The 23,951-nt window shown below is 39.7% G+C and carries 24 protein-coding genes and 1 pseudogene; 23 read left to right on the forward strand and 2 right to left on the reverse strand.

The features are described from left to right. Positions 1-2: 2 nt before the first annotated feature. The 11 genes from ccmL (at position 3) to rpsU (ending at position 11,086) form a co-directional block, all read left to right on the forward strand. The gene (gene ccmL / locus FFO06_RS02185; RefSeq protein WP_028084695.1) at positions 3-308 is read left to right on the forward strand and encodes a beta-carboxysome shell vertex protein CcmL; all 306 of its coding nucleotides are present in this window, start codon (positions 3-5) and stop codon (positions 306-308) included. Between the two features lie 114 nt (positions 309-422). Next, the gene (gene ccmM / locus FFO06_RS02190) at positions 423-2,090 is read left to right on the forward strand and encodes a beta-carboxysome scaffolding protein CcmM (RefSeq protein ID WP_137906565.1); all 1,668 of its coding nucleotides are present in this window, start codon (positions 423-425) and stop codon (positions 2,088-2,090) included. A gap of 160 nt (positions 2,091-2,250) precedes the next feature. Beyond that, positions 2,251-3,018, forward strand: coding sequence for a beta-carboxysome scaffolding protein CcmN (gene ccmN, locus FFO06_RS02195; RefSeq protein WP_137906566.1), 768 nt, complete (start codon positions 2,251-2,253; stop codon positions 3,016-3,018). Between the two features lie 100 nt (positions 3,019-3,118). After that, a complete protein-coding gene (gene ccmO, locus FFO06_RS02200) occupies positions 3,119-3,904 on the forward strand; it encodes a beta-carboxysome assembly protein CcmO (protein ID WP_137906567.1) in 786 nt (261 codons plus the stop codon). Between the two features lie 35 nt (positions 3,905-3,939). Next, the gene (locus tag FFO06_RS02205) at positions 3,940-4,479 is read left to right on the forward strand and encodes a Uma2 family endonuclease (RefSeq protein ID WP_137906568.1); all 540 of its coding nucleotides are present in this window, start codon (positions 3,940-3,942) and stop codon (positions 4,477-4,479) included. A gap of 230 nt (positions 4,480-4,709) precedes the next feature. Continuing rightward, positions 4,710-5,288, forward strand: coding sequence for a Uma2 family endonuclease (locus FFO06_RS02210; RefSeq protein ID WP_137906569.1), 579 nt, complete (start codon positions 4,710-4,712; stop codon positions 5,286-5,288). A gap of 330 nt (positions 5,289-5,618) precedes the next feature. Next, positions 5,619-6,674 carry a permease gene (locus FFO06_RS02215; RefSeq protein WP_137906570.1) on the forward strand — a complete coding sequence of 352 codons (1,056 nt, stop codon included), beginning with the start codon at positions 5,619-5,621 and terminating at the stop codon, positions 6,672-6,674. Between the two features lie 172 nt (positions 6,675-6,846). After that, the gene (locus FFO06_RS02220; protein ID WP_137906571.1) at positions 6,847-7,614 is read left to right on the forward strand and encodes a TIGR03943 family putative permease subunit; all 768 of its coding nucleotides are present in this window, start codon (positions 6,847-6,849) and stop codon (positions 7,612-7,614) included. 104 nt (positions 7,615-7,718) lie between these two features. Continuing rightward, the gene (locus FFO06_RS02225; RefSeq protein WP_137906572.1) at positions 7,719-9,218 is read left to right on the forward strand and encodes an Ig-like domain-containing domain; all 1,500 of its coding nucleotides are present in this window, start codon (positions 7,719-7,721) and stop codon (positions 9,216-9,218) included. Positions 9,219-9,515: 297 nt separating this feature from the next. Next, a complete protein-coding gene (locus FFO06_RS02230) occupies positions 9,516-10,805 on the forward strand; it encodes a hypothetical protein (protein WP_137906573.1) in 1,290 nt (429 codons plus the stop codon). A gap of 101 nt (positions 10,806-10,906) precedes the next feature. Continuing rightward, a complete protein-coding gene (rpsU, locus tag FFO06_RS02235) occupies positions 10,907-11,086 on the forward strand; it encodes a 30S ribosomal protein S21 (RefSeq protein WP_028084685.1) in 180 nt (59 codons plus the stop codon). Positions 11,087-11,392: 306 nt separating this feature from the next. On the opposite strand, the gene FFO06_RS02240 is transcribed toward rpsU, so the two are convergent. Both FFO06_RS02240 and FFO06_RS02245 read right to left on the reverse strand, forming a co-directional pair. Beyond that, the gene (locus FFO06_RS02240; protein ID WP_137906574.1) at positions 11,393-13,120 is read right to left on the reverse strand and encodes a succinate dehydrogenase/fumarate reductase flavoprotein subunit; all 1,728 of its coding nucleotides are present in this window, start codon (positions 13,118-13,120) and stop codon (positions 11,393-11,395) included. Positions 13,121-13,358: 238 nt separating this feature from the next. Next, the gene (locus FFO06_RS02245) at positions 13,359-13,634 is read right to left on the reverse strand and encodes a hypothetical protein (protein WP_137906575.1); all 276 of its coding nucleotides are present in this window, start codon (positions 13,632-13,634) and stop codon (positions 13,359-13,361) included. Between the two features lie 521 nt (positions 13,635-14,155). Between FFO06_RS02245 and FFO06_RS02250 the strand changes: the two genes are divergently transcribed. The 12 genes and pseudogenes from FFO06_RS02250 to FFO06_RS02295 all read left to right on the forward strand — a co-directional run bounded on the left by FFO06_RS02250 (position 14,156) and on the right by FFO06_RS02295 (position 23,947). Further along, the gene (locus tag FFO06_RS02250; RefSeq protein ID WP_137906576.1) at positions 14,156-14,809 is read left to right on the forward strand and encodes a Pvc16 family protein; all 654 of its coding nucleotides are present in this window, start codon (positions 14,156-14,158) and stop codon (positions 14,807-14,809) included. 237 nt (positions 14,810-15,046) lie between these two features. Then, positions 15,047-15,586 carry a hypothetical protein gene (locus FFO06_RS22410; protein WP_306420161.1) on the forward strand — a complete coding sequence of 180 codons (540 nt, stop codon included), beginning with the start codon at positions 15,047-15,049 and terminating at the stop codon, positions 15,584-15,586. 41 nt (positions 15,587-15,627) lie between these two features. Beyond that, on the forward strand, positions 15,628-16,311 hold the full coding sequence (locus FFO06_RS22415; RefSeq protein WP_306420167.1) for an RNA-guided endonuclease InsQ/TnpB family protein: 684 nt from the start codon (positions 15,628-15,630) through the stop codon (positions 16,309-16,311). 260 nt (positions 16,312-16,571) lie between these two features. Then, complete coding sequence (locus tag FFO06_RS02260; RefSeq protein WP_137906577.1) at positions 16,572-17,927, forward strand: phage tail sheath family protein; 1,356 nt, start codon at positions 16,572-16,574, stop codon at positions 17,925-17,927. Between the two features lies 1 nt (position 17,928). Next, entirely contained in the window at positions 17,929-19,044 is a 1,116-nt protein-coding gene (locus FFO06_RS02265; RefSeq protein WP_137906578.1) for a phage tail sheath family protein, read from the forward strand. Between the two features lie 85 nt (positions 19,045-19,129). Next, the gene (locus tag FFO06_RS02270) at positions 19,130-19,570 is read left to right on the forward strand and encodes a phage tail protein (protein WP_137906579.1); all 441 of its coding nucleotides are present in this window, start codon (positions 19,130-19,132) and stop codon (positions 19,568-19,570) included. A 27-nt stretch (positions 19,571-19,597) separates the two neighbouring features. Next, the gene (locus FFO06_RS02275) at positions 19,598-19,960 is read left to right on the forward strand and encodes a phage tail assembly protein (RefSeq protein WP_137906580.1); all 363 of its coding nucleotides are present in this window, start codon (positions 19,598-19,600) and stop codon (positions 19,958-19,960) included. A 17-nt stretch (positions 19,961-19,977) separates the two neighbouring features. Then, positions 19,978-20,115 (forward strand): annotated as a pseudogene (locus FFO06_RS22420) (DUF6760 family protein); the annotation flags it as partial. 16 nt (positions 20,116-20,131) lie between these two features. Further along, positions 20,132-20,617, forward strand: a complete 486-nt coding sequence (locus FFO06_RS02280; RefSeq protein ID WP_137906581.1) for a phage tail protein — start codon at positions 20,132-20,134, stop codon at positions 20,615-20,617. Positions 20,618-20,625: 8 nt separating this feature from the next. Continuing rightward, a complete protein-coding gene (locus tag FFO06_RS02285; RefSeq protein WP_137906582.1) occupies positions 20,626-22,197 on the forward strand; it encodes a hypothetical protein in 1,572 nt (523 codons plus the stop codon). Beyond that, positions 22,194-22,871 carry a CIS tube protein gene (locus FFO06_RS02290; protein ID WP_137906583.1) on the forward strand — a complete coding sequence of 226 codons (678 nt, stop codon included), beginning with the start codon at positions 22,194-22,196 and terminating at the stop codon, positions 22,869-22,871. The genes FFO06_RS02285 and FFO06_RS02290 overlap by 4 nt, the downstream gene beginning before the upstream one ends. Before the next feature lie 14 nt (positions 22,872-22,885). Then, on the forward strand, positions 22,886-23,947 hold the full coding sequence (locus FFO06_RS02295; RefSeq protein ID WP_137906584.1) for a phage late control D family protein: 1,062 nt from the start codon (positions 22,886-22,888) through the stop codon (positions 23,945-23,947). Positions 23,948-23,951 lie beyond the last annotated feature (4 nt).

Raw genomic sequence — 23,951 nt, forward strand, 5'->3', positions numbered from 1 at the left:
TCATGCAAATTGCCAGAGTTCGTGGCACAGTAACTAGCACCCAAAAAGATCCCAGTCTGCGGGGTGTGAAACTGCTGATGTTGCAATTGGTAGATGAAAATGGCAATCTCCTGCCAGTATACGAGGTAGCAGCCGATAATAGTGTGGGGGCAGGAGTGAATGAGTGGGTACTTGTCAGTCGCGGCAGTGCTGCTCGTCAAGTGCTGGGCAATGAACAACGACCCTTAGATGCAGCAGTGGTGGCAATTATAGATACCATTTATGTTGAAGATCGTGTCATTTACAGCAAAAAAGACCAGTATAGATAGTCAGGAACAGGTGACAGAGGACAGGTGACAGGTGACAGAAAAGAAGTAAAAACCGACAACTGACCACTGACAACTGACCACTGACAAAAAGCTTATTTCAGGAGGAATCTCGCAATGGTAGTCCGCAGCACGGCGGCACCCCCAACCCCGTGGTCAAGGAGTTTAGCCGAACCCAATATCGATAAAACTGCATTTGTACACTCTTCTTGTAACCTAATTGGTGATGTCAATATAGGTGCAAATGTCATAATTGCTCCAGGAACTTCCATTAGAGCAGATGAAGGTACACCTTTTTGTGTTAGTGAAAATACTAATATTCAAGATGGTGTAGTTATTCATGGGTTGGAGCAAGGCCGAGTTATTGGTGATGATGGACAGAAATACTCGGTATGGATTGGCAAAAGTGCTTCCATTACCCACATGGCACTAATTCATGGACCTGCTTACGTTGGCGATAGTTGTTTTATTGGCTTTCGTTCTACGGTATTTAATGCCAGAGTAGGTGCAGGGTGCATTATTATGATGCACGCATTAATTCAAGATGTAGAAATTCCACCGGGTAAATACGTAGCATCTGGATCAATAATTACTACTCAGCAGCAAGCGGATAGATTACCAGATGTCCAGGTGCAGGATCAAGAATTTGCTCACCATGTAGTCGGAATTAATCAGGCTTTGCGGGCTGGTTATCACTGCGCCGCAGATAGCAAGTGTATTGCGCCCATTCGGGATGAACTTAATCTTGCAGCAGATAAATCTTATACAAGCATTGAAATTGAAGAGTTAGAAAGGAGCAGTGACGTGGCCAGCTATAGCTTAAGTACAGAAACAGTAGATCAATTACGTTATCTACTAGAACAAGGATTTAAAATTGGCACAGAACACGTAGACCAAAGACGTTTCCGTACGGGTTCTTGGCAGAGTTGTCAAGCCATTGAAACCCGGTCTTTAGGTGAGGCGGTTTCTGCTATAGAATCCTGTTTGCGAGACCATAGCGGTGAATATGTGCGTCTATTTGGTATTGATAACAACAGAAGACGGGTATTAGAAACAATCGTTCAACGTCCTGATGGTGTAGTCGCTGGTACATCTAGCTTTAAAGCTCCCGCTGCTGCATCCGTTGGCAATTACAATGGTAATGGTAACGGTAATGCCGTTGGTAGTGGGAAATTGAGTGCGGAAACCCTAGATCAAATTCGTCAACTTTTGACCAGTGGTTACAAGATTGGCACAGAATACGTAGATGAACGACGTTTCCGTACAGGTTCTTGGAATAGTTGTGAACCAATTCAATCTACATCTACTCAAGCAGTTATTTCTGCTTTAGAAGAGTGTATAGAGTCCCATAAAGGTGATTATGTGCGTTTAATTGGCATTGACACCAAAGCTAAACGTCGCGTATTGGAAGCAATTATCCAAAGACCAAACGGACTCGTAGCGTCTTCTGGTAGCACCAAATCATTTACAAGTACAAATTCTGCAACTGCAACGGCGACAGCAACGGCGACAGTTACCAGCACCCGTCTAAGCGCGGAAACAGTAGATCAATTGCGCCAATTGTTGTCCAGTGGTGCAAAAATTGCGGTTGAACACGTAGACCAACGCCGCTTCCGCACAGGTACTTGGACAGTTGCGGGTCAAATTCAGACTACATCTGAACGAGAAGCGATCGCAACATTAGAAGGGTATGTTTCTGAATATCCAGGCGAGTATGTGCGTTTAGTGGGGACAGACCCCAAAGCAAAACGCCGCGTATTAGAAGCAATTATTCAGCGTCCATAGGAGTAGGGAAAAGGGAAAGGGCAAGAGGGAAAGGGCAAGAGGTAAGAGACAATAATCATTTAATACCAATTACCTATTACCCATTACCCATTACCAATTACCAATTACCCATTACCCATTAGCTAATATATCGTCCATTTCCGGCTTCCGAGGTAATTTCATGTCAGTATCGCTGCTACAACTGAGCGATAGATTTGATACACATATTTATGGCGACGTGATTATTCATCCCAGTGCGGTATTAGCTCCGGGAATAATTCTCCAAGCAGCTACTAACAGTAGAATTGTGATTGGTGCTGGGGTATGCCTGGGTATGGGGTCAATTCTCCAAGTGAGCGAGGGTATCCTAGAAATAGAAGCAGGAGCAAACCTGGGAGCCGGTTTTTTGATGGTTGGTCAAGGTAAAATTGGGGCTAATGCCTGTATTGGTGCAGCGACAACGGTTTTTAACTATTCCGTAGCACCAGGACAAGTGATTGCCCCTGGTTCAATTTTGGGGGATACTAGTCGGCAGGTTGTTGAACCGTCAGCGGAAAAACCGGAGTCTTCTAATTCTCAACCAGAGAAACCAGAGAAACCAGAGAAAGAGGAACAAGTAATTTCCTCAACTCAACTCTCGGTGGCGGCTTTTCTGGAATTTAAACACCAATCTACACCCGTATCTCCACCTTCACCCACACCGAAAAGCCAGTCTCCTCCGGTAGAAGAAACCGCTGTGGTAAGTGATTCTACATCTAAAGAAACTACGCTCCCGGATTCTACAGAAGAATGCTCTGAGAACTTAAAACCCAGTCAGTCGAATCTTGAAACTCACAATATTTTTGGTACACAAATTTATGGACAAGGTAGCATAAATAGGCTGCTGAGTACATTATTTCCCCATAGACAATCTTTGGGCAATCAAAACTCTGACAATTCTTCAGGTTAAGTGTTAAGTATGAAGTGTGAACCCAAGTCCATATTCAAATGCTAGTTTTCATTCTTCTGTGATTGAAGACGCTATACGAACCTTATCCTGGAAAATGCAGATGGAAACATATAATGAAAGTGCTTTGAGCAATATTCATGCACCACGTCGCCGTGATAGCCTCAAAGATACTGCTTTAGGTTTAGTCTCAACTCTCAGTTTCCCCGCTATAGTTGGCACGGCTGACATGATGTTAAAGTCGGCTGGAGTCCACTTAGTTGGCTATGAAAAAATTGGTAGTGGTCATTGTACCGCTATTGTGCGAGGTGGTATCGCTGATGTGCGCTTGGCTGTAGAAGCAGGTGTACAAACCGCTGAACAGTTTGGACAGTTGGTGTCTAGTTTGGTTATTCCCCGTCCCTATCCTAATTTAGATATAGTTCTACCGATTAACCGTCTGACTAAATTTATGGAAGATGGTAGATACAGTCGTTTGAGTAATCAAGCCATTGGACTGGTGGAAACTCGCGGCTTTCCAGCCATGGTGGGAGCTTGTGATGCCATGCTGAAAGCTGCTGATGTGCATTTAGCCTCCTATGAAAAAATTGGTGCTGGTTTATGTACGGCTATCATTCGTGGTTCAGTGGCTAATGTAGCTGTAGCAGTGGAAGCGGGAATGTTTGAAGCGGAACGCATTGGTGAGTTAAATGCAGTTATGGTGATTCCTCGGCCATTAGATGAGTTAGAAGAAACTTTACCTGTGGCTAGTTGCTGGATGGAAGAACGCCAACCAGTGAATATACCTATTAATATTAAAGATAAAATCACAGATGTGGAGGCGGTGGAGTTGCCAGATTTAGCGAAATTGCCTGTGAGGGTGAAGGAAGAAATTTGGCATGATGAATAATATCACGGGGAGTAGTATTTCAGGAGAAAACGATCATGTCTTTTACAGTCAAAGAACTAGAAGAAATACAGATAGCATATCCTGACTATCGCCTGGAATTAGTAGATGGGAGTATCATTATTATGAGTCCGTCAGGTTATGAATCGGAAGAAGTAGGTACTGAGTTTGCGCGAATTTTGGGTAACTGGGTAAGACCTCGTAAACTAGGGCGTGTAGTTGGTTCTAGTGCGGGGTTTAAATTACCAAATTCTGATTTACGTGCGCCTGATGTATCTTTTGTTTGTGCTAATCGCCTGAAAAAATCAACGGAAGATTATGCAGAATTAGTTCCTGATTTAGTAGTTGAAGTAAAATCTAAAACTGATTCCTTAGATAAACTGAGAAAAAAGATTGAAGATTTTATGAATTTAGGTGCAAAAGTTGGGATTTTAATTAATCCCAAAACAAGAACTGTAGAGGTTTCTTGTCATGGAGAAACGGTGATTTTCAAAGATGGTGATATTTTAACTCTTCCTGATTTATTACCTGGTTGGGAAGTGGCAATTTCGGAAATTTGGTCGCCTGTTTTTGAGTAGTTTGGATGATGATTAAACCCACATTCCGCACCCCTGATGTCACAATCGGTTGATTCGGATTTTTTCTATTTTTTTCTATTATTGATGTTGTATTTTGTCCTAAAAATCAGAAATATTACTATTACTAGCGATCACCTAACAGGAACAATGGGGGGGCTGCTGAGTGGCTGCTAAGGAAAGTCTGGTAATGCGATTTTACTTTGTGTCGATTACAGATGAGGTAACAAAAAATGATTGCTGTAAAAGATAAGTTTCCTAAGTTAACACCCGAAGAATATTTTGTCTGGGAAGAGAAACAATTGCTTCGCCATGAGTATCTGAATGGTGAAGTTTACGCTATGAGTGGGGGAACTCAAAATCATGGACGAATTGCTAGTAATATTATTTTTATCGTTAAAAGTCATTTACGGGGTGGTGGTTGTCAGGTTGGTAATTCCGATTGTCGTGTAAATATTTTGGAAACGAACGATTATGTTTATCCTGATGTGAGCGTTACTTGCGAAGATAGCGATCGCACTGCAACCCAAGCAATTCAATATCCCTGTTTAATTGTTGAGGTTTTAGCTCCGAGTACAGCCAATTATGACCGAGGGGATAAATTTAGATTGTATCGTCGCAATCCTAGTTTGCAAGATTATGTTTTGGTTGATGCTGAGAAAATAGCGATTGATTTATACCGCAAAAATGATCGCGGTAATTGGGAGATTTTTAATTATCAGTCGGGGGATAATATCGAGCTACGAAGTATTGATTTAAGTTTTCCCATTGAGTCGGTTTATGAGGATATTGTTTTTGAGGAATTAGCATAGCATTAAAATAACAAAAATATAGTTAGATTGACATACTCACCGCTCTAAAGAGACGGGGAAACACTTAACGCTTCACTGACTGATGCTGACTGTTGCTAGTCTTACTCTGTCTCGGCGCCCGTTTAGAGTCGTGGCTATGCTAATCCCGACTTTATTTATATATATTTTTGGTTGAAAATTTCAACTCTATTCCATATTGCTTATTCCCTGCTATTATTATTAATTTATTGATCCCGTCTGGGGGGTGAATCCCCTGGGCAGATGCTACCCCATCGGGTAATATGACAAAACAAAACCCTAAAACTCACCAACCGCTGTTGACTGCAACGCATGACGAATCAACTGAACAATGGTTTTACATTATTTCTCAGTCTGCTAGTTGAGGCCATGCCCTTTTTACTGCTGGGTGTATTTTTCTCCAGTGTACTACTGTTTTTTATTGATGAGAGTAAATTGGTCGAAAAAATGCCCAAAAATCCCCTGCTGGGGGCTTTATTTGGCAGTACAATGGGTCTTTTGTTTCCAGTTTGTGAGTGCGGTAATGTACCTGTGGCTAGGCGGTTATTAATGCAGGGAGTACCTACACCAGTAGCAATGGGCTTTTTATTAGCCGCACCGACAATTAACCCAATTGTCATCTGGTCAACTTGGACTGCATTCCGTGATCAACCAGAAATAGTAGTGTTAAGAGTGGTATTTTCTCTAGCCATTGCTACCATTATTGGTTTTATTTTCAGTTTTCAATCAGACTTAATTCCCTTTTTGCAACCAAGTATAGCTCGTTACCTCAAATTTAACCCCCCTACTCAAGCAAAAACAACACGCGGGGGAAAACAATCCCAATTACAACTGCAAACCAATAGGCCTAGTTTATTGCAATCGGGAACTTATATTCTGGGTGGAACAACGGGAAAACCAAAACGCATAGATGATTATTACAGTGAAGTGGCTACAATTCCTAACTTTAGTAAACCTTTACCAGAGAAACTCCAGTCTGTATTAGATAATATTGTCCAAGAATTGCGGGAATTAGGCGGAGTTATGGTATTAGGCAGTGCCATAGCTGCTGCTATCCAAGTTTTAGCCCCCCGTGAACTCATTCTTAGTCTGGGAGCAGGTCCTGTTAGCTCCATTTTAGCCATGCTAGTTTTAGCAGGAGTTGTATCAATATGTTCTACAGTTGATTCCTTCTTTGCTTTATCTTTTGCTTCTACTTTTACCAGCGGGTCATTATTGGCATTTCTAGTATTTGGACCGATGATTGATATTAAAGGTATTGGTTTAATGTTATCCATTTTTAAGCCGAAAGCTCTGATCTATCTTTTTTTCTTAGCTGGACAATTGACGCTTTTATTCACTTTATTCATGAATTTGCACGTAATCTGAGATCATGGGACTGACGCAAACTGGAGAAACGCTTTTTCCTTGGTGTCCTCTGCTGCTATCACCAGGGTTGCTAGGCCTTAGTGCAGCTTTCGCTCGCTTCGATATGTGGTTGATTATTCCGTAATTTGTGCGTAAGTCCTAATGTATTACCACTTCACCTATTACCGACAAAATGTCAAATTCTCAAATCAAAGCCTCAAATAAATTCATACCCTGGTTAGATGTGGTCGCTATTACAGCTTGGGGTATTTTAATGTTGAAATACTGGCTAACAGGTAAACTGTATTTGTTAATTCACCCTGATTACTTTTGGTTAGCCATTGTCGGTGGTATAGGTTTGTTAATTATTGGTTTTTTTAAAGGTTTACAACTGTGGAAACACCGCCGCCAACTAGATAAGGCTAATGCTTTGCACATTAATGTATTTCCCCCTGGTTGGGGTAGTTTCCTGCTATTAACAGCCGCAATTCTAGGGTTAATGATTACACCCCGTGCTTTTGCTAGTCAAACAGCTTTGGATCGGGGTGTGACAGAATTAATTGGTGCAACTCGTGTCCAACCCCAAGCATTTCGCGCTCAGGTTCGTCCAGAGGAGCGATCGCTTGTAGACTGGGTAAGAACACTAAATGTATATCCTGAACCAGACGCATATACGGGACAAAAGGTAAAGGTGCAGGGATTTGTGATTCACCAACCTAATGTTAGTCAAGAATATATATTTTTAGCCCGATTTATCCTCACTTGTTGTGCCGCAGATGCTTATCCAGTAGGATTACCAGTGCAATTACCAAGTTCGTCTCGTCAACAATACCCACCTGATACATGGTTAGAAGTGGAAGGACAAATGACAACTCAAACCATTGCCCAAAAGCGCCAATTAACTATTGCGGCCAATTCTCTGAAAAAAATTCCCCAACCTCAAAATCCCTACAGTTATTAATCAGCAGTAGATGATCCCTTTAACTTTTGCTTGTGCTTCTTAAATATACAAAAGATGGCCAATCTAAAATCCAAAATCCAAAATCCAAAATCCAAAATTGTTAGATGAGCAAATCTTATAAATTTATTCAACCATTAGACGGAATTGCGATCGCCCTGATGCTATTATTAAGTATGCTCATAGGGTTAATCATCTGGAAAGGTGATGTTGTCAAACCTGTTGTCCGCAATTTTACCTGGGAAAAACAACAAATTGGAGCGGATGATGTTTCATTTTCTCTGAATTTTAGTCGGCCTATGGATATCAAAAGTGTGGAGGAAAATCTGAAAATAGATCCACCTTTGGCTGGTAAAATTAGTTGGGCGGGAAGAAGAATGGTGTATACACTGCTGACACCAGCCCCCTATGGCACAACTTACCAAGTTAAATTAGAAAAAGGTAGAGACAAATATTCCCAAGCAGAAGGAAAAAACCGGGTTATGCAGCCTTTTAATGGTAGTTTTACCACCCGCGATCGCGTTATCCTTTATATTGGAACTAGTCAAGAATTTCCAGGGCAGTTGGTACTTTATAATTTGACCAAAGAACAAAAAAAGGTTCTTACCCCCAAAGACTTAATTGTTATGGATTTTGAGCCATTCCCTAATGGTGAAAAAATTGTATTTTCTGCTCGTTCTTCTCAAAATCCCGACCTACTTTCAGCCCAAATTTATACTGTTACTACGGGTATTTCTAGTCAAATTGGTAAGGAAGCAAAAGCAGCCGGGAAGGTTGACTTGATTTTGGATAACAAAGAATATCAAAATCTGAAATTTGACCTTTCAGCAGATGGAGAAACTATTGTTATTCAAAGAGGTAAACGGGATAACCCTGGTGATTTTGCTCTCTGGTATTTACCTACTAGCAATGATATTTATTCAGAAAAACCCATCCCAAAACGCTTACAAGGACAACCGGGTGGGGATTTTTTGATTACACCAGACAGCAAAGCCGTAGCAGTTTCCCAAGGTCAGGGAACAGCAATTGTTTCTTTAGACGGTAATAGCAACAAACCCCTAGATTTTCTTCCCCAATTTGGCTTAGTACAAGCCTTTTCTAAAGACGGCTCCCAGGCGGCAATGGTCAAATTTAATACTGATTATACGCGGGATTTGTTTTTGGTAACCAATCAAGGTGTACAAAAGCAATTATTAAAGACTAAAGGCTCTATTCTTAGTTGTCAGTTTGATCCTGCGTCCCCCACTCTTTACTGCTTACTGACACAACTTATTTCTCAGGAACAATATCTGGAACAGCCTTATTTACTGGCCATTGATTTGAAAACAGGAATGCAAAAACCACTACTACTGCTACCTGCTGCTCAACGCAATGTCCAAACCAGTTTAGCGCCTGACGGTTTAGGCTTATTATTTGACCAAGTAATTCCCATCAACAATAATACTACACCATTACCTGCAAATACCTTAAAAACTGAGGATGGTGAACCGATTGCTAGTAGTACTCTTTGGTTAATGCCCTTGCTACCCATCCCTGATAATACTAACATTGATATTAAACCAGAACAATTACCCCTCGTCGGCTTTCATCCCCATTGGCTACCTTAATTGATTGACAACTGACCAAAAAATTTTAGATTTTAGATTTTAGATTTTAGATTGGGAGTTTTCGGTACAAGTAGGGGTCAACGGCCGTTGCCCCCTACAATTTCAGGGTGGAACTAATTCACAATCGTAATTTGTAGATTTAATATCTATTGACTATTTTGTTGGTGTCAAAGGATTGATATTGGTTAGGTATTTGTGGATCATAACCATAGTGAGCATAACAAATTTACCTCCCATTAGCCTTCAAGAACGCGACGCTATCGGCTAAGTACAGATGATAAACACGAAACCGTAGTTATGGAAAAATTGGCAGACAGCAACCAACAGGACTTGATTGCAGAACTTGACATTGATCAACAGGCACAGGTCAATTTAGAATTTCAGCAACTACTAAACTTAAATACAGAATTACGCACAGCTAATAATGATTTATACGCTCAAGTAGAGCAGTTAAAAACGGAATTGGCGGAAGCAGAAAAAATTTTGCAATGGCAGAAAACACGCTCTAGTGTTACTGAGTCCATGTTTAAACAACAATCTCAAGAACTTTCCGCTGCGGGTGAGCAAATTCAGTCTTTATATCAACAGTTAGAAATATCTGTACAAACGGTTCAACGCCAGGAAGTCTGTATAGAGAGTTATAAATCCCTTATGGAAATTAGCCAACAACGTTTAGCGCGTTTAGAACGGGAATGTTCTTTGCTACAAAGTAATTATGGTGAACAGTCCCAGCAGCTATTACAATCGGAAAATACTTGTCGTGAATTGCGGGCTAGACTTATGCGTCAACAACGACAGACTTTACAATTTAAGTCGGCTTTGGAAAAATGTCTGGATACACCAATTCCCGGTGATGGGATTTATGTAGAGAATGATGGTCATCACCCATACAATGTTATTCACAAACAAACTAGATTTTCTAGAAAAGCTCGATCTTTGTTCCCCAACGCTCAACCTATTCAACCTTGGTCTGGAGTTACAGATTCTCCAAGCGATTCTATACATAATCCCTGGATGCCACCAAAGGCAACTATTTCTGATGACTATGGCCACGATCAAGAACCATTGATCTCCCAGTCAATAACGGGTAAGGTGGAAACTGTAGCTAGTTCTGAAATATTACCGGAAAGTCTGCCACAGGATGATATCACCCATCAGCTTTTTACTAGTCCATTACCTCAAGTAATTTCACAAGCAACAGCAGGAGAGGTAAATATTCATCATCCTGATGACGATGATACATTTATTTGGGAAAATCTGTCCTTGAATCTGGAAAATAATCCACAAACAGAAATAACAATCAATCAGGATGTAAAGCTAGAAATTAATCCATTAGCTACTAATGAAAACCATGATCAGCAAAATTTGCTATTATCACCAGTGCCGGCATTACCAATCACTTCTACAGAGGTGGAAATGGAAGATTATTGGTTAGATGTTGCAGATGATCAATCTTTAGATCATAATACATCTGATACATCTGCACATAAATCACCTTCACCATTGATTTATCCCCAACGACCACCCAAGGGACGGAAATCTTTAGCATCTGTAGAATTACCGAATTTTCAACCCAAACCTAAGTAACTTGTGAAGAGTTTATTTCTGATCAAGTTTTTGATAAAATGCTTTTTGAGAATGAAAATTTTCAAAATGAAAATCATCAATCAATTAAGGGCAGGATAAGAATGACTCAGGTGCTTTTAGGACAAAATGAAAGCATAGATTCGGCTTTGCGTCGTTTTAAACGCCAAGTTGCTCAAGCTGGTATATTAGCTGATGTAAAATCTCGGCGACACTTTGAAACACCTTTGGAAAAGCGTAAACGTAAAGCAGTTGCTATTAGACGTAACCGGCGTTTTAGATAAACATATTTCGGTGGCTACAAAATTTGCTTGAGATGTTATAAGCTAAAGATATACTGTAAAGGTTAATTGCTGGGTGGAAATTAGTTAGTTTTATCATTTTAGGATTTCCTAAGAGCTTTAACTATTTATCAGACAGCTTTTTTCTACGCTTATAAATATAATAATATGCTACACCCATGGTTATTGGGTGTTAGCATTAATAAGTAACAAGCGAGCAAAATATGTTTTCGCACCAGCAAATTATCAATTATCAATTATCAATTATCAATTACCATACTAAACAGATGAATGATAACTTTAATTTAATTAATATTTTCGCTCCTTTGGTGTAAACATAGTGATTGTGACTGGACGGTATTGAATATCAATACCTGTTGATGAATAATAAGCCATTGTATGTTTAAGAAAGTTGACATCATCCCTTTGAGAAAAGTCCTCTCGGAAATGAGCGCCACGACTTTCTTGACGATTTAAGGCCGACGCTAAAATGGTTTGTCCTACTACCATTAAACTGTGTAGTTCTAAGGCTTCAACTAATTCTGTATTCCAGCTTTTTCCCTTGTCATCTAAGTATATTTGTGAATATTGCTGTTGTAATTCAGCTATTTTTTCCAAACCCTGACCCATTAATTCTGCGGTGCGAAAAACGCCGCAATATTCAGTCATATTATCTTGAAAAGATTGACGAATTTGATTAATTCGATATTGTCCAGGTTGTGCTATTAAAGCTTGAATTTTTTCCTGGGATTCCCTGATGTACCGTGCTTCATCTACTGATGGTAATTGACGATTTTGGACATAATTAGCGATCGCTGCTCCGGTTCTTTTGCCATAAACTACACATTCTAATAAAGAGTTACTACCGAGACGATTAGCACCGTGAACAGAGACACAAGCTGTCTCACCTGCGGCAAAAAAGCCTTCAACAAAACCATCAGCACTATGACGGACTTGACCATCAGTATTAACAGGAATACCACCCATACAATAGTGAATCGTGGGACGTACCGGCATAGGTTGAGTTACAGCGTCCACACCAACCAAACGATGGGCCTCCTCCCAGCAGAAAGGAACACGACTCATAATTTTTTCCTTACCCAGATGGCGTAAATCCAGGTAGACAAAAGCACCACCGGGACTACCATCAGTATTTACACCACGACCAGCACGGATTTCATAAGCGATCGCCCGTGAGGTAATATCACGAGGGGCTAATTCCATGCGACTGGGGGCGTAATTAGCCATAAACCGATCCCCTTGAGCGTTAATTAAATAAGCTCCTTCACCCCTTACAGCCTCGGAAATCAACACCCCCACCGGATACAACCCAGTGGGATGAAACTGAACAAATTCCATATCTTGTAGAGGTAAACCAGCGATCGCCGTCATTGCCAAACCGTCGCCAGTGGAGGCATAATCATTAGAGGTCGTATTATAAACGCGACCATAGCCCCCTGTAGCGAACATCACAGCCTTTGCTCGTAGTACCTGAACATCTCCATCCACAAGATGAAACATAACCACACCCTTAGCCTGGCCGTCCTCTAAAATCAGACGCATTACATACCATTCTTCATAAATTTGGACACCATAACGGCGTAAATTATTTACCAATTCATGTAAAATCGCGTGACCGGTTTTATCAGCAGCATAACAAGTACGGTGATGAGAATGGCCACCAAAAGCCCGTTGAGCAATGCGACCGTCAGGTAAACGAGAGAACAACACCCCTAGATGTTCTAAATCAATCACCACATCTGGTGCTTCTTGGGTTAAAATTGCCACTGCATCTTGATCCGCTAAATAATCAGAACCCTTAACAGTGTCAAAAGCGTGAGCTTCCCAGGAATCTTGATCATCAACATTTTTCAAAGATGCGGCCATACCGCCCTGAGCAGCCACAGAATGAGAGCGAATGGGGTGAGTCTTAGCAACTACCGCCACCTTTAAATTAGGGTCAATGCGGGCGATTTCCACCGCAGCCCGACATCCAGCCAAACCACCACCAACAATAATTACATCATGTTCTAGCATTGTCAATCACCGATGATAAAAGATGATAAAAGATGATCAAAAAATTCCCCGTCCTTGATTAGGACTTACGCAATTGTCACAAAAAGTTATTATCAAAAGTTATCATCGTTTGTTTGTATTCAGGTCTAAAGATAGAACTAAATTCCTGACTACGATTTTATCTATTATGCCAGTTGCGTAAGCCCTGCTAGAGACAGGGTAATAGGGTTTTGTAGTCAAATCAGGTCAAATCATTGGTTTATGTTGATTCAGTCTTTGTTTCCGGCTCTACAGCATTCAATTCAATATTATTTAATAGAGTTGTCACAAAGGCAAAAAGTAAAAAAGGCAGAGACAGGAGAACCACAAGACCCACCGTAGCCAAAGCGTAAACAGGTCGTTTCGCGCCCATTAATGCTAACGCAGATGCTAAACTAATGGTAATGGTAATTAACCAAATAATAATTTGGCCATATATATCACCAAAGGTCAAGGTACAAGCAAACCGATAGTTTTGAAGATTATTTTTGTTCATTTTATAAATTGGCCTTAATTCTCTTCTATAGCTACTACCTTAAAGCTATGTTTGCCAGGTGAGCAATTTCTCAATATTTTTCCAAGGTTTGTAATATTACTTTACAAATATCAACAACTGGAGTAAAAACCAAAACCCACAAGTCTGATTTTTGTGTTTTTTTCATAGCGCCAACGTTCAAAACCCTGACTGCATAATTGGTTGAAAGGATTTCGTCACACCCTCAGGGGCTATCAATTCTTAAAAATGTAAATTTTTGTAAGGGGTAAGCTTTGATCTGAAGAATGATGTTATATTTTCTTGTATTATATTTCACGGTAATAAATCTGCTCATGGGATATAACTGAGTTTAGTTTTTACCAATTAAAGCTTTGAAACTTTTAAAAAAAATTTAATAATAAATAATATGGTAAATAAATATGGTAAATATTATTTTTTAGTCAAGAAGTATCTAGGTTTTATTTAATAGAAAATCACCTAAGATTTTAATTATGACACTTTAGGCAAAAGGAGTTAAAGCGATGTTAAAAGATTTAGATGAAACCTTAAAATTACTATTAAGTAATAATTTAAAAAATGATGTGATAGACCAACGTGGTTATAAAATTAGTTTTGAGCCACCTAGTCAGGATCTTGAAAACGAAGGAACTATTATCAACCTTTTTTTATATGATATACGAGAAAATGTTGAACTGCGTAGTTCTGTCAGAAGTTGGGATATGTCAATGAAAGCAGAAGGAGTTTCAAAAAGAGTTTTTGCTTCAACTAGGGTTGATTGTTCTTATTTAATTACTGTTTGGACTAATAGACCTCAATCTAATCGTGACGATAGTAATCAAGTTCCTTTTCTCTATGAACATCAAATACTTGGAGAAATTATGCAAATTTTGGTGAGATCTCGTTATATTCCATCTACAATTTTGCAGGGAACACTAAAAAAACAAGAGTTGCCCGTACCTATTATCTCACTACGATCTGGACAAGTTCAAAATCTAGGTGAATTTTGGCAAGCAATAGGAGGAAAACCCAAGGCTTCCATTCATTGTACTGTAACAATTCCCGTCCCTTATGTTGTTGATGATGAACAAGAAGAAGTGCCATTAATAAAAACAAGCAAGGTCACCTTAGAGAGTTCTAGTGTCCAGAGAAATCAGCAGAAAAACTCATCTGGTTAATTTTAGCCGTCTTGAGTTTGTCGGAGATTATTGTCTAGGATGTTCAATCACAAGAAAATCGCAAAAAAGGCACGGAAGCCAGTTGGCTTTAGACAGTGGAGGAAGTGCCAACGGCGAATTTATTCGCTGTGATAATTAACCGTGATGCCGATCTTCGATATATCTTTTGATAACATCTGACAAGTGAATCATACCTCAGCTATACTTTTTAAATCAATAAACATTGAAGGTCGAACAATGTACGGATGTCAACAAGTTCTCGTTAAATCTGATATTAATCAAACAGCAATTTTAGAATACGTTTGTACAGAAGCTGAAAAGCTGATAAATTGCGGTGTTTACTATTCCAGACAGATGTATTTTCAAACTGGTTGTATTCCTAGTAGAGCAGATTTGCACAAGCAACTAGGAACTTATCAGAAAAACATTCATTACCAGGCATTGTATTCTGATACTTCCCAGCAAATATTGGCCAGTGTATCTGAATCTTTTAAGTCGTACATTGGGTTAGTTAAAACTGCAAAGAAAGGTGAAGTTTCCCAGAAACCAAAATTACCTAATTCCTGTAAAAGCGTGATGACCGTGGCTACTTTTACTGGCAGGTCATTAAAGTTAATTGATGGGATGATTAGATTTCCTTTGGGAACAAAAGTTAAAGCATGGTTTAACATGGATTGTTTTTATTTGCCCATACCATCTAATCTTGACTTTAAATCAATCAGAGAAGTACGTATTCTGCCTAGAAATAGACAATTTTATGCGGAGTCTATCAAGTAAATGAAGTAAGGTCTGATGTTGACAAGAAAAATGTTTTAGGGATTGACCATGGGCTAAACAACTGGTTAACCTGTGTTTCTAATCTAGGAACATCATTTATTGTTGATGGAATTCATTTAAAAAGTTTAAATCAGTGGTACAACAAATCAGTAGCTAAACTTAAAAGCGATAAACCGCAGGGATTTTGGACTAATAGATTAACTGCTATTACCGAAAAAAGAAACCGACAAATGCGTAATGCAGTGAATAAAGCCGCAAGGATAGTCGTTAACCACTGCATTGACAACAAAATTGGTACTATTGTTTTTGGATGGAATAAAGGACAGAAAGATGGTATTGACTTAGGTGCTAAAAATAATCAGAAGTTTGTCCAAATTCCCACAGCAAAATTAAAAGACCGTATTGCTCAACTATGTAAACAATACGGAATAGATTTTATGGAAACAGAAGAATCATATACTTCCCAATCATCGTTTCTCGGCGGTGATAATATGCCTAAATTCGGTGAAAAACCCCTGGGGTGGAAAGCGACTGGGAAACGAGTTAGTCGTGGGGTGTATAAAACTTCTGATGGATTCAAAATTAATGCAGATGCTAATGGTGCTGCTAATATCTTGAGAAAAGTAATGGTGATGCTAGGAATTGATCTTAGCGGAATCCATAGAGGCTGTTTAAGTCAGCCTAAGAAAGTTCGTTTGTGGACTCTTCAGAAATCCCCGGTTTAGAAAACCGGGGAAGCTTAATCTTGGATTTGTATGATAGCCCATATCAGAAGTGTTGAATGTTAAGATTTCGAGGATATTACCTAAGTAGTGTATTGTCGTTGATGATACTAAAATTGAGGATTTAATGACGCTATTCTGATTAAATCAGGGATTTTACCCGGATAAAACCCAAAGATTGTAAAATTTTGTTGCAGGATTTAACACTTTCTCCCAAAAATATTTTACAGTTTTCTAAACTACACTACTCAGGAGTTTAAGCCATGCCGACTTATTTATCGCCGGGTGTCTATGTTGAAGAGGTGTCTTCTGGTTCTGCACCGATTGCGGGAGCAGGAACGAGTGTTGCTGGATTTATCGGTATTTTTCAACGTAAGTCCCCTGCTGGATATTACATCAACAAAATTAGTCAGGAAAAAGTAGGCGTTGGGGATGGTAACAAGAAGATTTTTTCGCTGAAAAATTACCCAGTAGCGACGGACAAAGAAAGTGTTACTTTGCCTGAATCAATACCCAAAAACAGTGAATTTAAATTAAACAATGTAACAAATGACAAAATTTCCAACATTGAATTTACATCGGCTCCCCCTGACAAGTCCGAAATTATAATTGATTACTGGACTTCAGTTTCATCAGGTGAAATCAAATTAATTACTAATTTCACTGAATTTAAACAATTTTTTGGGGATTTTACCAAGGACAATCCAGAGCAGAATATTTTTGCCCATGCGGTTTATGGTTTCTTTCGCAATGGCGGAACTCGGGCCTATGTCACCTGGGTATCCGATACCAAGGATGTAGATGGGGTTTTGAATGATTTTGAAGCCATTGATGAAATCAGTATTGTTGTCGCTCCCGGACAAGCGGATGCGAATATTATTGGCAAAATTAAAGACCATGCCGCTAAGATGGGCGATCGCATTGCCATCCTTGATTGTCAGCCCGCTACTGATTTAGGCAGTGAAACCAAGCCAACAGTGCCTGGCTTTACCTCTTATGCGGCGTTCTATTTTCCCTGGATACAGGTTTACGACCCTGCGACAAAGATCAACATTTTTGTTCCGCCCAGTGGACATATTGCGGGGGTTTATGCCAGGGTTGATGGAGAAAGAGGTGTTCATAAAGCCCCAGCTAATGTACCTCTTCTGGGTGCTTTGGATTTGCAATTTAACATCAGTAAAGCCAAGCAAGATAGGCTGAATCCCCAGGGCGTGAATGTTATTCGTAAACTCAATGGCAATATTCTGGTTTGGGGGGCGCGTACCCTCGGCGGTGACGCAAATTTAGAGTTTAAATATATTAATGTTCGTCGTCATTTTTGTTATCTGAAAGACTCCATTGATAAAGGGACGCAATGGGTTGTTTTTGAACCCAATACCCCTGAACTTTGGGCAAAAATCCGTCGTAATATTTCTGCTTTCTTGACTTTAGAATGGCGCAAAGGAGCTTTATTTGGAACAACTCCCCAGGAAGCTTTCTATGTCAAATGCGATGCAGAGAATAATCCTCCTGCTCTACGGGATCTCGGTCAAGTGGTGATAGAAATCGGGGTTGCGGCGGTTAAACCTGCTGAATTTGTGATCTTTCGTTTGAGTCAGTGGTCTGGCACTAAAGAATAAAATGCAACAACTCCAATCTAAAATTCCTGGCGTTTATCTAACGGAAATTAGTCCTGCTCCTGAAGCCCAATTACTCACGGGAGTTCCTATTTTTTTCGGTCTTGCTGGTGATCAGGAGAAAGTTTATTTTCCTCAACGACTAACTCTGTTGGGTCAGTTTGAACAATTTTTGAGTCCTAAGAAAGATGGGTATTTGGGGGATGCGGTTCGAGGCTTTTTTGAAAATGGCGGTCGTCTTTGCTATGTTATGCCTTTGCCCGATAATACCCTAGATGCTTTGAAAAGGGGATTAGAAGCGAGTGAAATTGTCGAAAACATTGATTTAGTCTGCGCTCCCGACATCGTGAAGGGTGATACTCAGGATATTTTAGAAATGCAACGGGAAATTCTATCCCATTGTGAAAAAATGGGCGATCGCTTTGCTATTCTAGATGCTGTTGATAGTGCTGAGGTTCAAGCCATAAACAGGCAAAAACAAGGATTAATTAGCAATCATGGGGCATTGTACGCGCCTTGGCTCAAGATTGAAAATCGAGAAAATCCCATTCCTCCCTGTGGCCATATTGCGGGAATTTATGCCCAATCTGACCGAACGGGTGGAGTTCACACAGCCCCAGCCAACCAAGTCATTGAAGGCATTCTTGATCTCAGTTTTTCCCTCACACCAGAGCAGCAAATCCAACTCAATCAAGCAAAAGAAGCGGGGGTTAATATCATTCGTAGTTTGCGGGGACGGGGACTAAGGGTTTGGGGGGTTCGTACCCTGAGTGATTTGCCTGAATGGAAATATGTCAATGTCTGTCGTCTTTTTTTGACGTTTAAACGTTGGATTGACTTCAACTTAGGGGATACTGTATTTGAACCCAATGATTTTTCCCTGTGGTTACGCATACAGCGAGAATTGACCATTTACTGTGAATCTCTTTGGCAACAAGGAGCCTTACAGGGAGAAACTACCGAGCAAGCATTTTATGTAAAATGTGATGCAATCACCAATCCACCCGAAAGTCGGGAAATGGGAAAAGCGATCGCACAAATCGGTTTAGCTCCTACCATTCCAGGAGAATTTATTCAACTTCTTTTGGTACAAACGGGAAATAGTATTGCCCTAGTTTAGGTTGCTAAATTAGCAAAATAATTTTGCATAAAATCATCAACCAAGATAGCGACTAAAATTTATTAAACAATACGGAGATCTAATCATGCCTAACGTTGTTAATGCCCATGACCCCTATAGTGGCTATAATTTCTGGGTGGAATGGGATGGCATTATCCATGCTGGTTTTCGGGAATGTAGCGGATTAACGGCTACCCGCGCAGCGGGAACCTATCGAGAAGGTACGGACAAAACTTTAACCCAACGCCAAATTCCAGGCCTCAATAGTTACGGCAACATTTCTCTCAAACGCGGCATTACCGATAACCAAGAACTCTGGAAATGGCATAAAACTTTACAGGACGGCACAGCAGAGCGACGCAACGTCTCCATCATTTTAGCTGATAATCAGGGACAAGAAAAAATACGTTGGAACTTAGAAAATTGTTGGCCAACCACCTGGAACGCCCCCGATTTTAATGCCACTTCCGATGAAGTCGCAATCGAAACCTTGGAATTAGTTCACGAAGGCATTACTGTCAGTTAATCAGCCTTAAATAATTGATAATTATCTATGCTACAAACCGAATTTTCCTTTATTCTTCCCCAGGGGTATCTGGATGCTCATGGAAATCTCCACCGTGAGGGAACCATGCGTCTCTCCACAGCCCAGGATGAAATTGCCCCTCTACGAGATCCCAGAGTGCAAAAAAATCCAGGCTATTTGATCATTATTCTCTTAGCGCGGGTAATTACCAAACTGGGAGCATTAGAGCAAATTAATACCAAGGTGATCGAAGAATTATTTTCGGGAGATTTGATTTATTTGCAGGATTTTTATCAACGAATTAATCAAAATGGTCATAGTCGTTTATTGGTTGCCTGTCCCCATTGCCAAGGGGAATTTGAAGTGGAGACCGTTCCTCTGGGGGAGTAAGTCGCTACCCCCCAGAGCGTTTACTGGAGGAGGTAGCCTATCTTGCCTACTATTTTCATTGGACCCATGACCAAGTGATGATGATGGAACACCGCGATCGCCAACAATGGGTTGCCCAGGTCGCACGAATCAACGAACAACTCAACAATTCTTAAATTCAAGGAGCGTGCAGTGAATCCCCTATTTACAAAACTTAATGATGCTTTAAAGAAAGGATCGAATCGTTCTTTAAAAGAACACGATCCTTATAAAAGTTACAACTTTAAAGTGGAAATCGGAGGAGTGATCGAGGGTGGATTTACGGAGATAACAGGCTTAAGCAGTGAAATAAAGCTTGAATCCTATGAGGAAGGAGGAGTGAATGGTTTTGTTCATCAATTTCCTAAAAATACAACCTATCCCAATCTCGTTTTTACACGAGGATTAGTCAGTAATGATCTGTTTTTTACGTGGTACAAAGCGACCAGTAAAGGCATTATTGAGCAAAAAAATGGCACGATTCTTTTATTAAATAGTCAACGGATTCCCGTTTTGTCGTGGACTTTTAAAAATGCCTATCCCGTTAAATGGGAAGGGCCAACGTTCAATGCTAGTAGTGACGAAATTGCGATCGAACGGATCGAACTCGTTCATCAAGGGATTACTAAGGAAAGATAGGTATTTTCATGGAAAATTCTTCATTAAACTGGCAAGATTCATTAAATCCTCAGTTGTTGCAGCGGTTAGTTCTTTTAGGTCAGCAACCTGGCATTATTAAGCAGGATATTGGCCAAAAAATTATTGATCGTTGCGATCGCTTTTTGAATCGTTTACCCCTATTAAGTCAATATCTACAGCGTTGGCAAGGGCTTAATGAAATGTCTGTAGACTCTGTACCAATTGTTTATGCTTTACCTGCTTTGAGAGAGTCAGAAAATAATCAAACTTTGACAGTCAATCAGACTAACAATTTAGCCTCAAATACCGAGAAAACCATACAAGCAAAAACAGAATCTTCTCAAACACCCTCAGCAGCGAGTAATTATTTGACAGAAAACAGAGAACCTAATATTGCCAATCCTATAGTAATTCAAGCATCAACGGTGAATGAAATTGCTCCTGCGATAGAAATGCCTTTATCAATTAATTCTACCCCTGTAACACCCGGACAACAATCAGAAAATAATCAAACTTTGACAGTCAATCAGACTAACAATTTAGCATCAAATACCGAGAAAACCATACAAGCAAAAACAGCATCTTCTCAAACACCCTCAGCAGCGAGTAATTATTTGACAGAAAACAGAGAACCTAATACTGCCAATCCTATAGTAATTCAAGCATCAACAGGGAATGAAATTGCTCCCGCGATAGAAATGCCGCTAGTGACTAATTCAGAATCCTTAGAGGCGATCGCAAGTTCATCTACTATGATTACTGGAAAATTTAAATCAGAAACTTCTGATTCTATTAACAAAAAAAACAGTATTTCTTTAACCCAACATCAAACTGTTCATCCATTAGCGATCATAGATAATTCTTTATCGTCAAATCAGACATATTCCTTGATAAATAATGGTTTTAAAAGGGAAGATCCATTAGCGATTACCAAAATTATTGATAGAAATTCTAATTTTTCGGAGAGAAAATATCTAATTGTTAATCCATTATTACCAGAAAATTCTTCTAAGTTATTATCTGAAAATAAGTCTATTCAAGAGCGTCCTTTAAGTCTGCCTATATCATCAACCAATTCCTCCCTAATTAATTATTCTGAGAATAGAAAGCAAAGATTTAATCGCTCTTTAGAAGAACCTATCACTGAAGAATTTTTAATAGATTCGATGATCTTAGAGCAAAGAAAAATTAAATTACCTGTGGTTAAAATTTCTCATCAGTACCCTTCAGAAAATATACAAAAGCAACTGCCCATGCCACCATTTAATTCGTCAAAAATGCCTACAATTAACGTAAAAACTAGGGTTGATAGCCCAGAGATCGCGGCTCCCTTACCCCTGGCTTCTAGAATTCCATCATTGCCCAGTTCTACTAACTTTGATATTCACAGGCAATCGCCACAACAGAGTCCAGAAGTTCCTAAAGTTTTTGCGGTATCATCTCCTCCCACAGAAACCAGAATTTCTCCCATGCAAACCACTCCACCAAAAGTTAATCTAGAGGCGATCGCCGATCAAGTTGAGCGGAAAATCATGCGACGTTTAGTAATCGAAAGTGAACGCAGAGGACAAAAACGATGAGTTTAGAAAAATTAAAAATTTATGCCGAGAAAAGCAAAGGGCAAAAACCTGGTCAATTTCCTTTGCTGATCAAAGTTCCCTTTAACCCGAATCAGATTACTGTTACTAAATCAGGAGGTGGAGTTGAATTTCATAAATACAAAAGAACTTATAACTTTTTTGAAGATCCTGCAACTCTAAGTATTAATTTATTTTTTGATACTACCTTTGAGATAAAACCCAATAAAAATGTTCAAAATTATACGAGACTCATTTACAATTTGGCACAGGTTAATCTCAACTTAAAACGTCCTCCGCGATGCCGATTAGTATGGGGGACAATATCAGGAAAGGACAGTGTTTTATTACCCGATGGTTTTTTAATAAGTGTCACTAAAACCCTAACCCACTTTCTTGAAGATGGAACCCCTGTTCGTGCTACCTTAGATTGTACGTTTAAAGAGTGGCAAGAACCAGGGATAAAAGCCAAAATTGGCAACCCGATTGATGATCCCGTGAGGATTGTAAAAGAGGGAGAAAGTCTCAGTAGTATTGCCACAGAAGAATATGGTGATCCCTCTCTATGGCGAATTATTGCCGCAGAAAATCGCTTGATTAATCCTCGAATTTTAAATCCAGGAATGGTGCTAACAATTCCCCCTTTACGAATTAATAATAATCTTCAAAATTCATAAAATTAAGATCAGCTATGCCAAGTAATGCCGACCTATTGAACCCAAATAAAAAAATCTTAATTAACGGTAGTTCTCTATCCCCTGAAGTAGATGCCGATTTGATTTCAGTATCTATTTCCGAAGATCTGGAAGTACCGAGTATGTTTGAATTAAAAATTGTTAGTTGGGATTTAGTCAAACAAAAAGTAACCTGGGCAGATAATAATTTATTTGAAATTGGTAATGCAGTAGAAATTCAAATGGGATATGCAAAGGATCTCAAAACAATTATTACGGGAGAAATTACTGCTTTAGAACCAGAATTTAGTCAAGAATCAGTACCCGTATTGGGAGTGAGAGGCCATGATTTACGCCATCGTTTATTACGTGGTAATCAGACAAAATCTTTTCTCAAAGTAAAAGATAGTGAAATTGCTAGCCAAATTGCTAGATCCAGAGGATTGAATGCCAAAGTTACTGATAGTAAGGTAAAATTAGAATACGTCTTACAACATAATCAAACTGACTGGGATTTTTTAAAAACTCGCGCCGAGCGCATTGGTTATGAGGTGGTCGTTGACAAAAAAGATTTGTATTTTCGTCCCCATAAAAATTCTGCGGGTAAGGTTTTAACACTTACTTATAAAGAGGATTTAGTTGAATTTTTTCCTCGCTTAAGTAGTCTAAATCAAGTTTCTGAGGTAGAAGTTAGAGGTTGGAATCCTCAAGACAAAGAAGTTGTGGTGAGTAAGGCGGGGGTGGGCAAAGAAAACAGTAAAATGGGAGGAGATAAAACAGGATCTCAGATGATCCGCACCTTTGGAAAATCTAGTAACACAATTGTCGATCAACCGATGTCAACAAAAGCAGAAGCCGACGAAATGGCCTTAGGACAATTTCGAGATATTTCGATCGCCTATGTGATAGCGGAGGGAAGTAGTTTGGGGAATCCCGATTTACGAATCGGCAAAGTGATCGAAGTTAAAGGTATCGGTAAGCGATTTAGCGGTCTTTACTACGTGACGACCACAGAACACAAATTTTCACCCGATCAAGGGTATCAAACTCTATTTACAGCTAGGAGGACTGCGACATGATGGG

The organism is Dolichospermum planctonicum (genome assembly GCF_005402965.1).
In the GTDB taxonomy this organism is placed as follows: domain Bacteria; phylum Cyanobacteriota; class Cyanobacteriia; order Cyanobacteriales; family Nostocaceae; genus Dolichospermum; species Dolichospermum planctonicum.

Coding starts and splice junctions, on each gene's coding strand:
- ccmL (WP_028084695.1), top strand. CDS start 3: ATGCAAATTGCCAGAGTTCGTGGCACAGTAACTAGCACCCAAAAAGAT.
- ccmM (WP_137906565.1), top strand. CDS start 423: ATGGTAGTCCGCAGCACGGCGGCACCCCCAACCCCGTGGTCAAGGAGT.
- ccmN (WP_137906566.1), top strand. CDS start 2,251: ATGTCAGTATCGCTGCTACAACTGAGCGATAGATTTGATACACATATT.
- ccmO (WP_137906567.1), top strand. CDS start 3,119: ATGGAAACATATAATGAAAGTGCTTTGAGCAATATTCATGCACCACGT.
- FFO06_RS02205 (WP_137906568.1), top strand. CDS start 3,940: ATGTCTTTTACAGTCAAAGAACTAGAAGAAATACAGATAGCATATCCT.
- FFO06_RS02210 (WP_137906569.1), top strand. CDS start 4,710: ATGATTGCTGTAAAAGATAAGTTTCCTAAGTTAACACCCGAAGAATAT.
- FFO06_RS02215 (WP_137906570.1), top strand. CDS start 5,619: ATGACGAATCAACTGAACAATGGTTTTACATTATTTCTCAGTCTGCTA.
- FFO06_RS02220 (WP_137906571.1), top strand. CDS start 6,847: ATGTCAAATTCTCAAATCAAAGCCTCAAATAAATTCATACCCTGGTTA.
- FFO06_RS02225 (WP_137906572.1), top strand. CDS start 7,719: ATGAGCAAATCTTATAAATTTATTCAACCATTAGACGGAATTGCGATC.
- FFO06_RS02230 (WP_137906573.1), top strand. CDS start 9,516: ATGGAAAAATTGGCAGACAGCAACCAACAGGACTTGATTGCAGAACTT.
- rpsU (WP_028084685.1), top strand. CDS start 10,907: ATGACTCAGGTGCTTTTAGGACAAAATGAAAGCATAGATTCGGCTTTG.
- FFO06_RS02240 (WP_137906574.1), bottom strand. CDS start 13,120: ATGCTAGAACATGATGTAATTATTGTTGGTGGTGGTTTGGCTGGATGT.
- FFO06_RS02245 (WP_137906575.1), bottom strand. CDS start 13,634: ATGAACAAAAATAATCTTCAAAACTATCGGTTTGCTTGTACCTTGACC.
- FFO06_RS02250 (WP_137906576.1), top strand. CDS start 14,156: ATGTTAAAAGATTTAGATGAAACCTTAAAATTACTATTAAGTAATAAT.
- FFO06_RS22410 (WP_306420161.1), top strand. CDS start 15,047: ATGTACGGATGTCAACAAGTTCTCGTTAAATCTGATATTAATCAAACA.
- FFO06_RS02260 (WP_137906577.1), top strand. CDS start 16,572: ATGCCGACTTATTTATCGCCGGGTGTCTATGTTGAAGAGGTGTCTTCT.
- FFO06_RS02265 (WP_137906578.1), top strand. CDS start 17,929: ATGCAACAACTCCAATCTAAAATTCCTGGCGTTTATCTAACGGAAATT.
- FFO06_RS02270 (WP_137906579.1), top strand. CDS start 19,130: ATGCCTAACGTTGTTAATGCCCATGACCCCTATAGTGGCTATAATTTC.
- FFO06_RS02275 (WP_137906580.1), top strand. CDS start 19,598: ATGCTACAAACCGAATTTTCCTTTATTCTTCCCCAGGGGTATCTGGAT.
- FFO06_RS02285 (WP_137906582.1), top strand. CDS start 20,626: ATGGAAAATTCTTCATTAAACTGGCAAGATTCATTAAATCCTCAGTTG.
- FFO06_RS02290 (WP_137906583.1), top strand. CDS start 22,194: ATGAGTTTAGAAAAATTAAAAATTTATGCCGAGAAAAGCAAAGGGCAA.
- FFO06_RS02295 (WP_137906584.1), top strand. CDS start 22,886: ATGCCAAGTAATGCCGACCTATTGAACCCAAATAAAAAAATCTTAATT.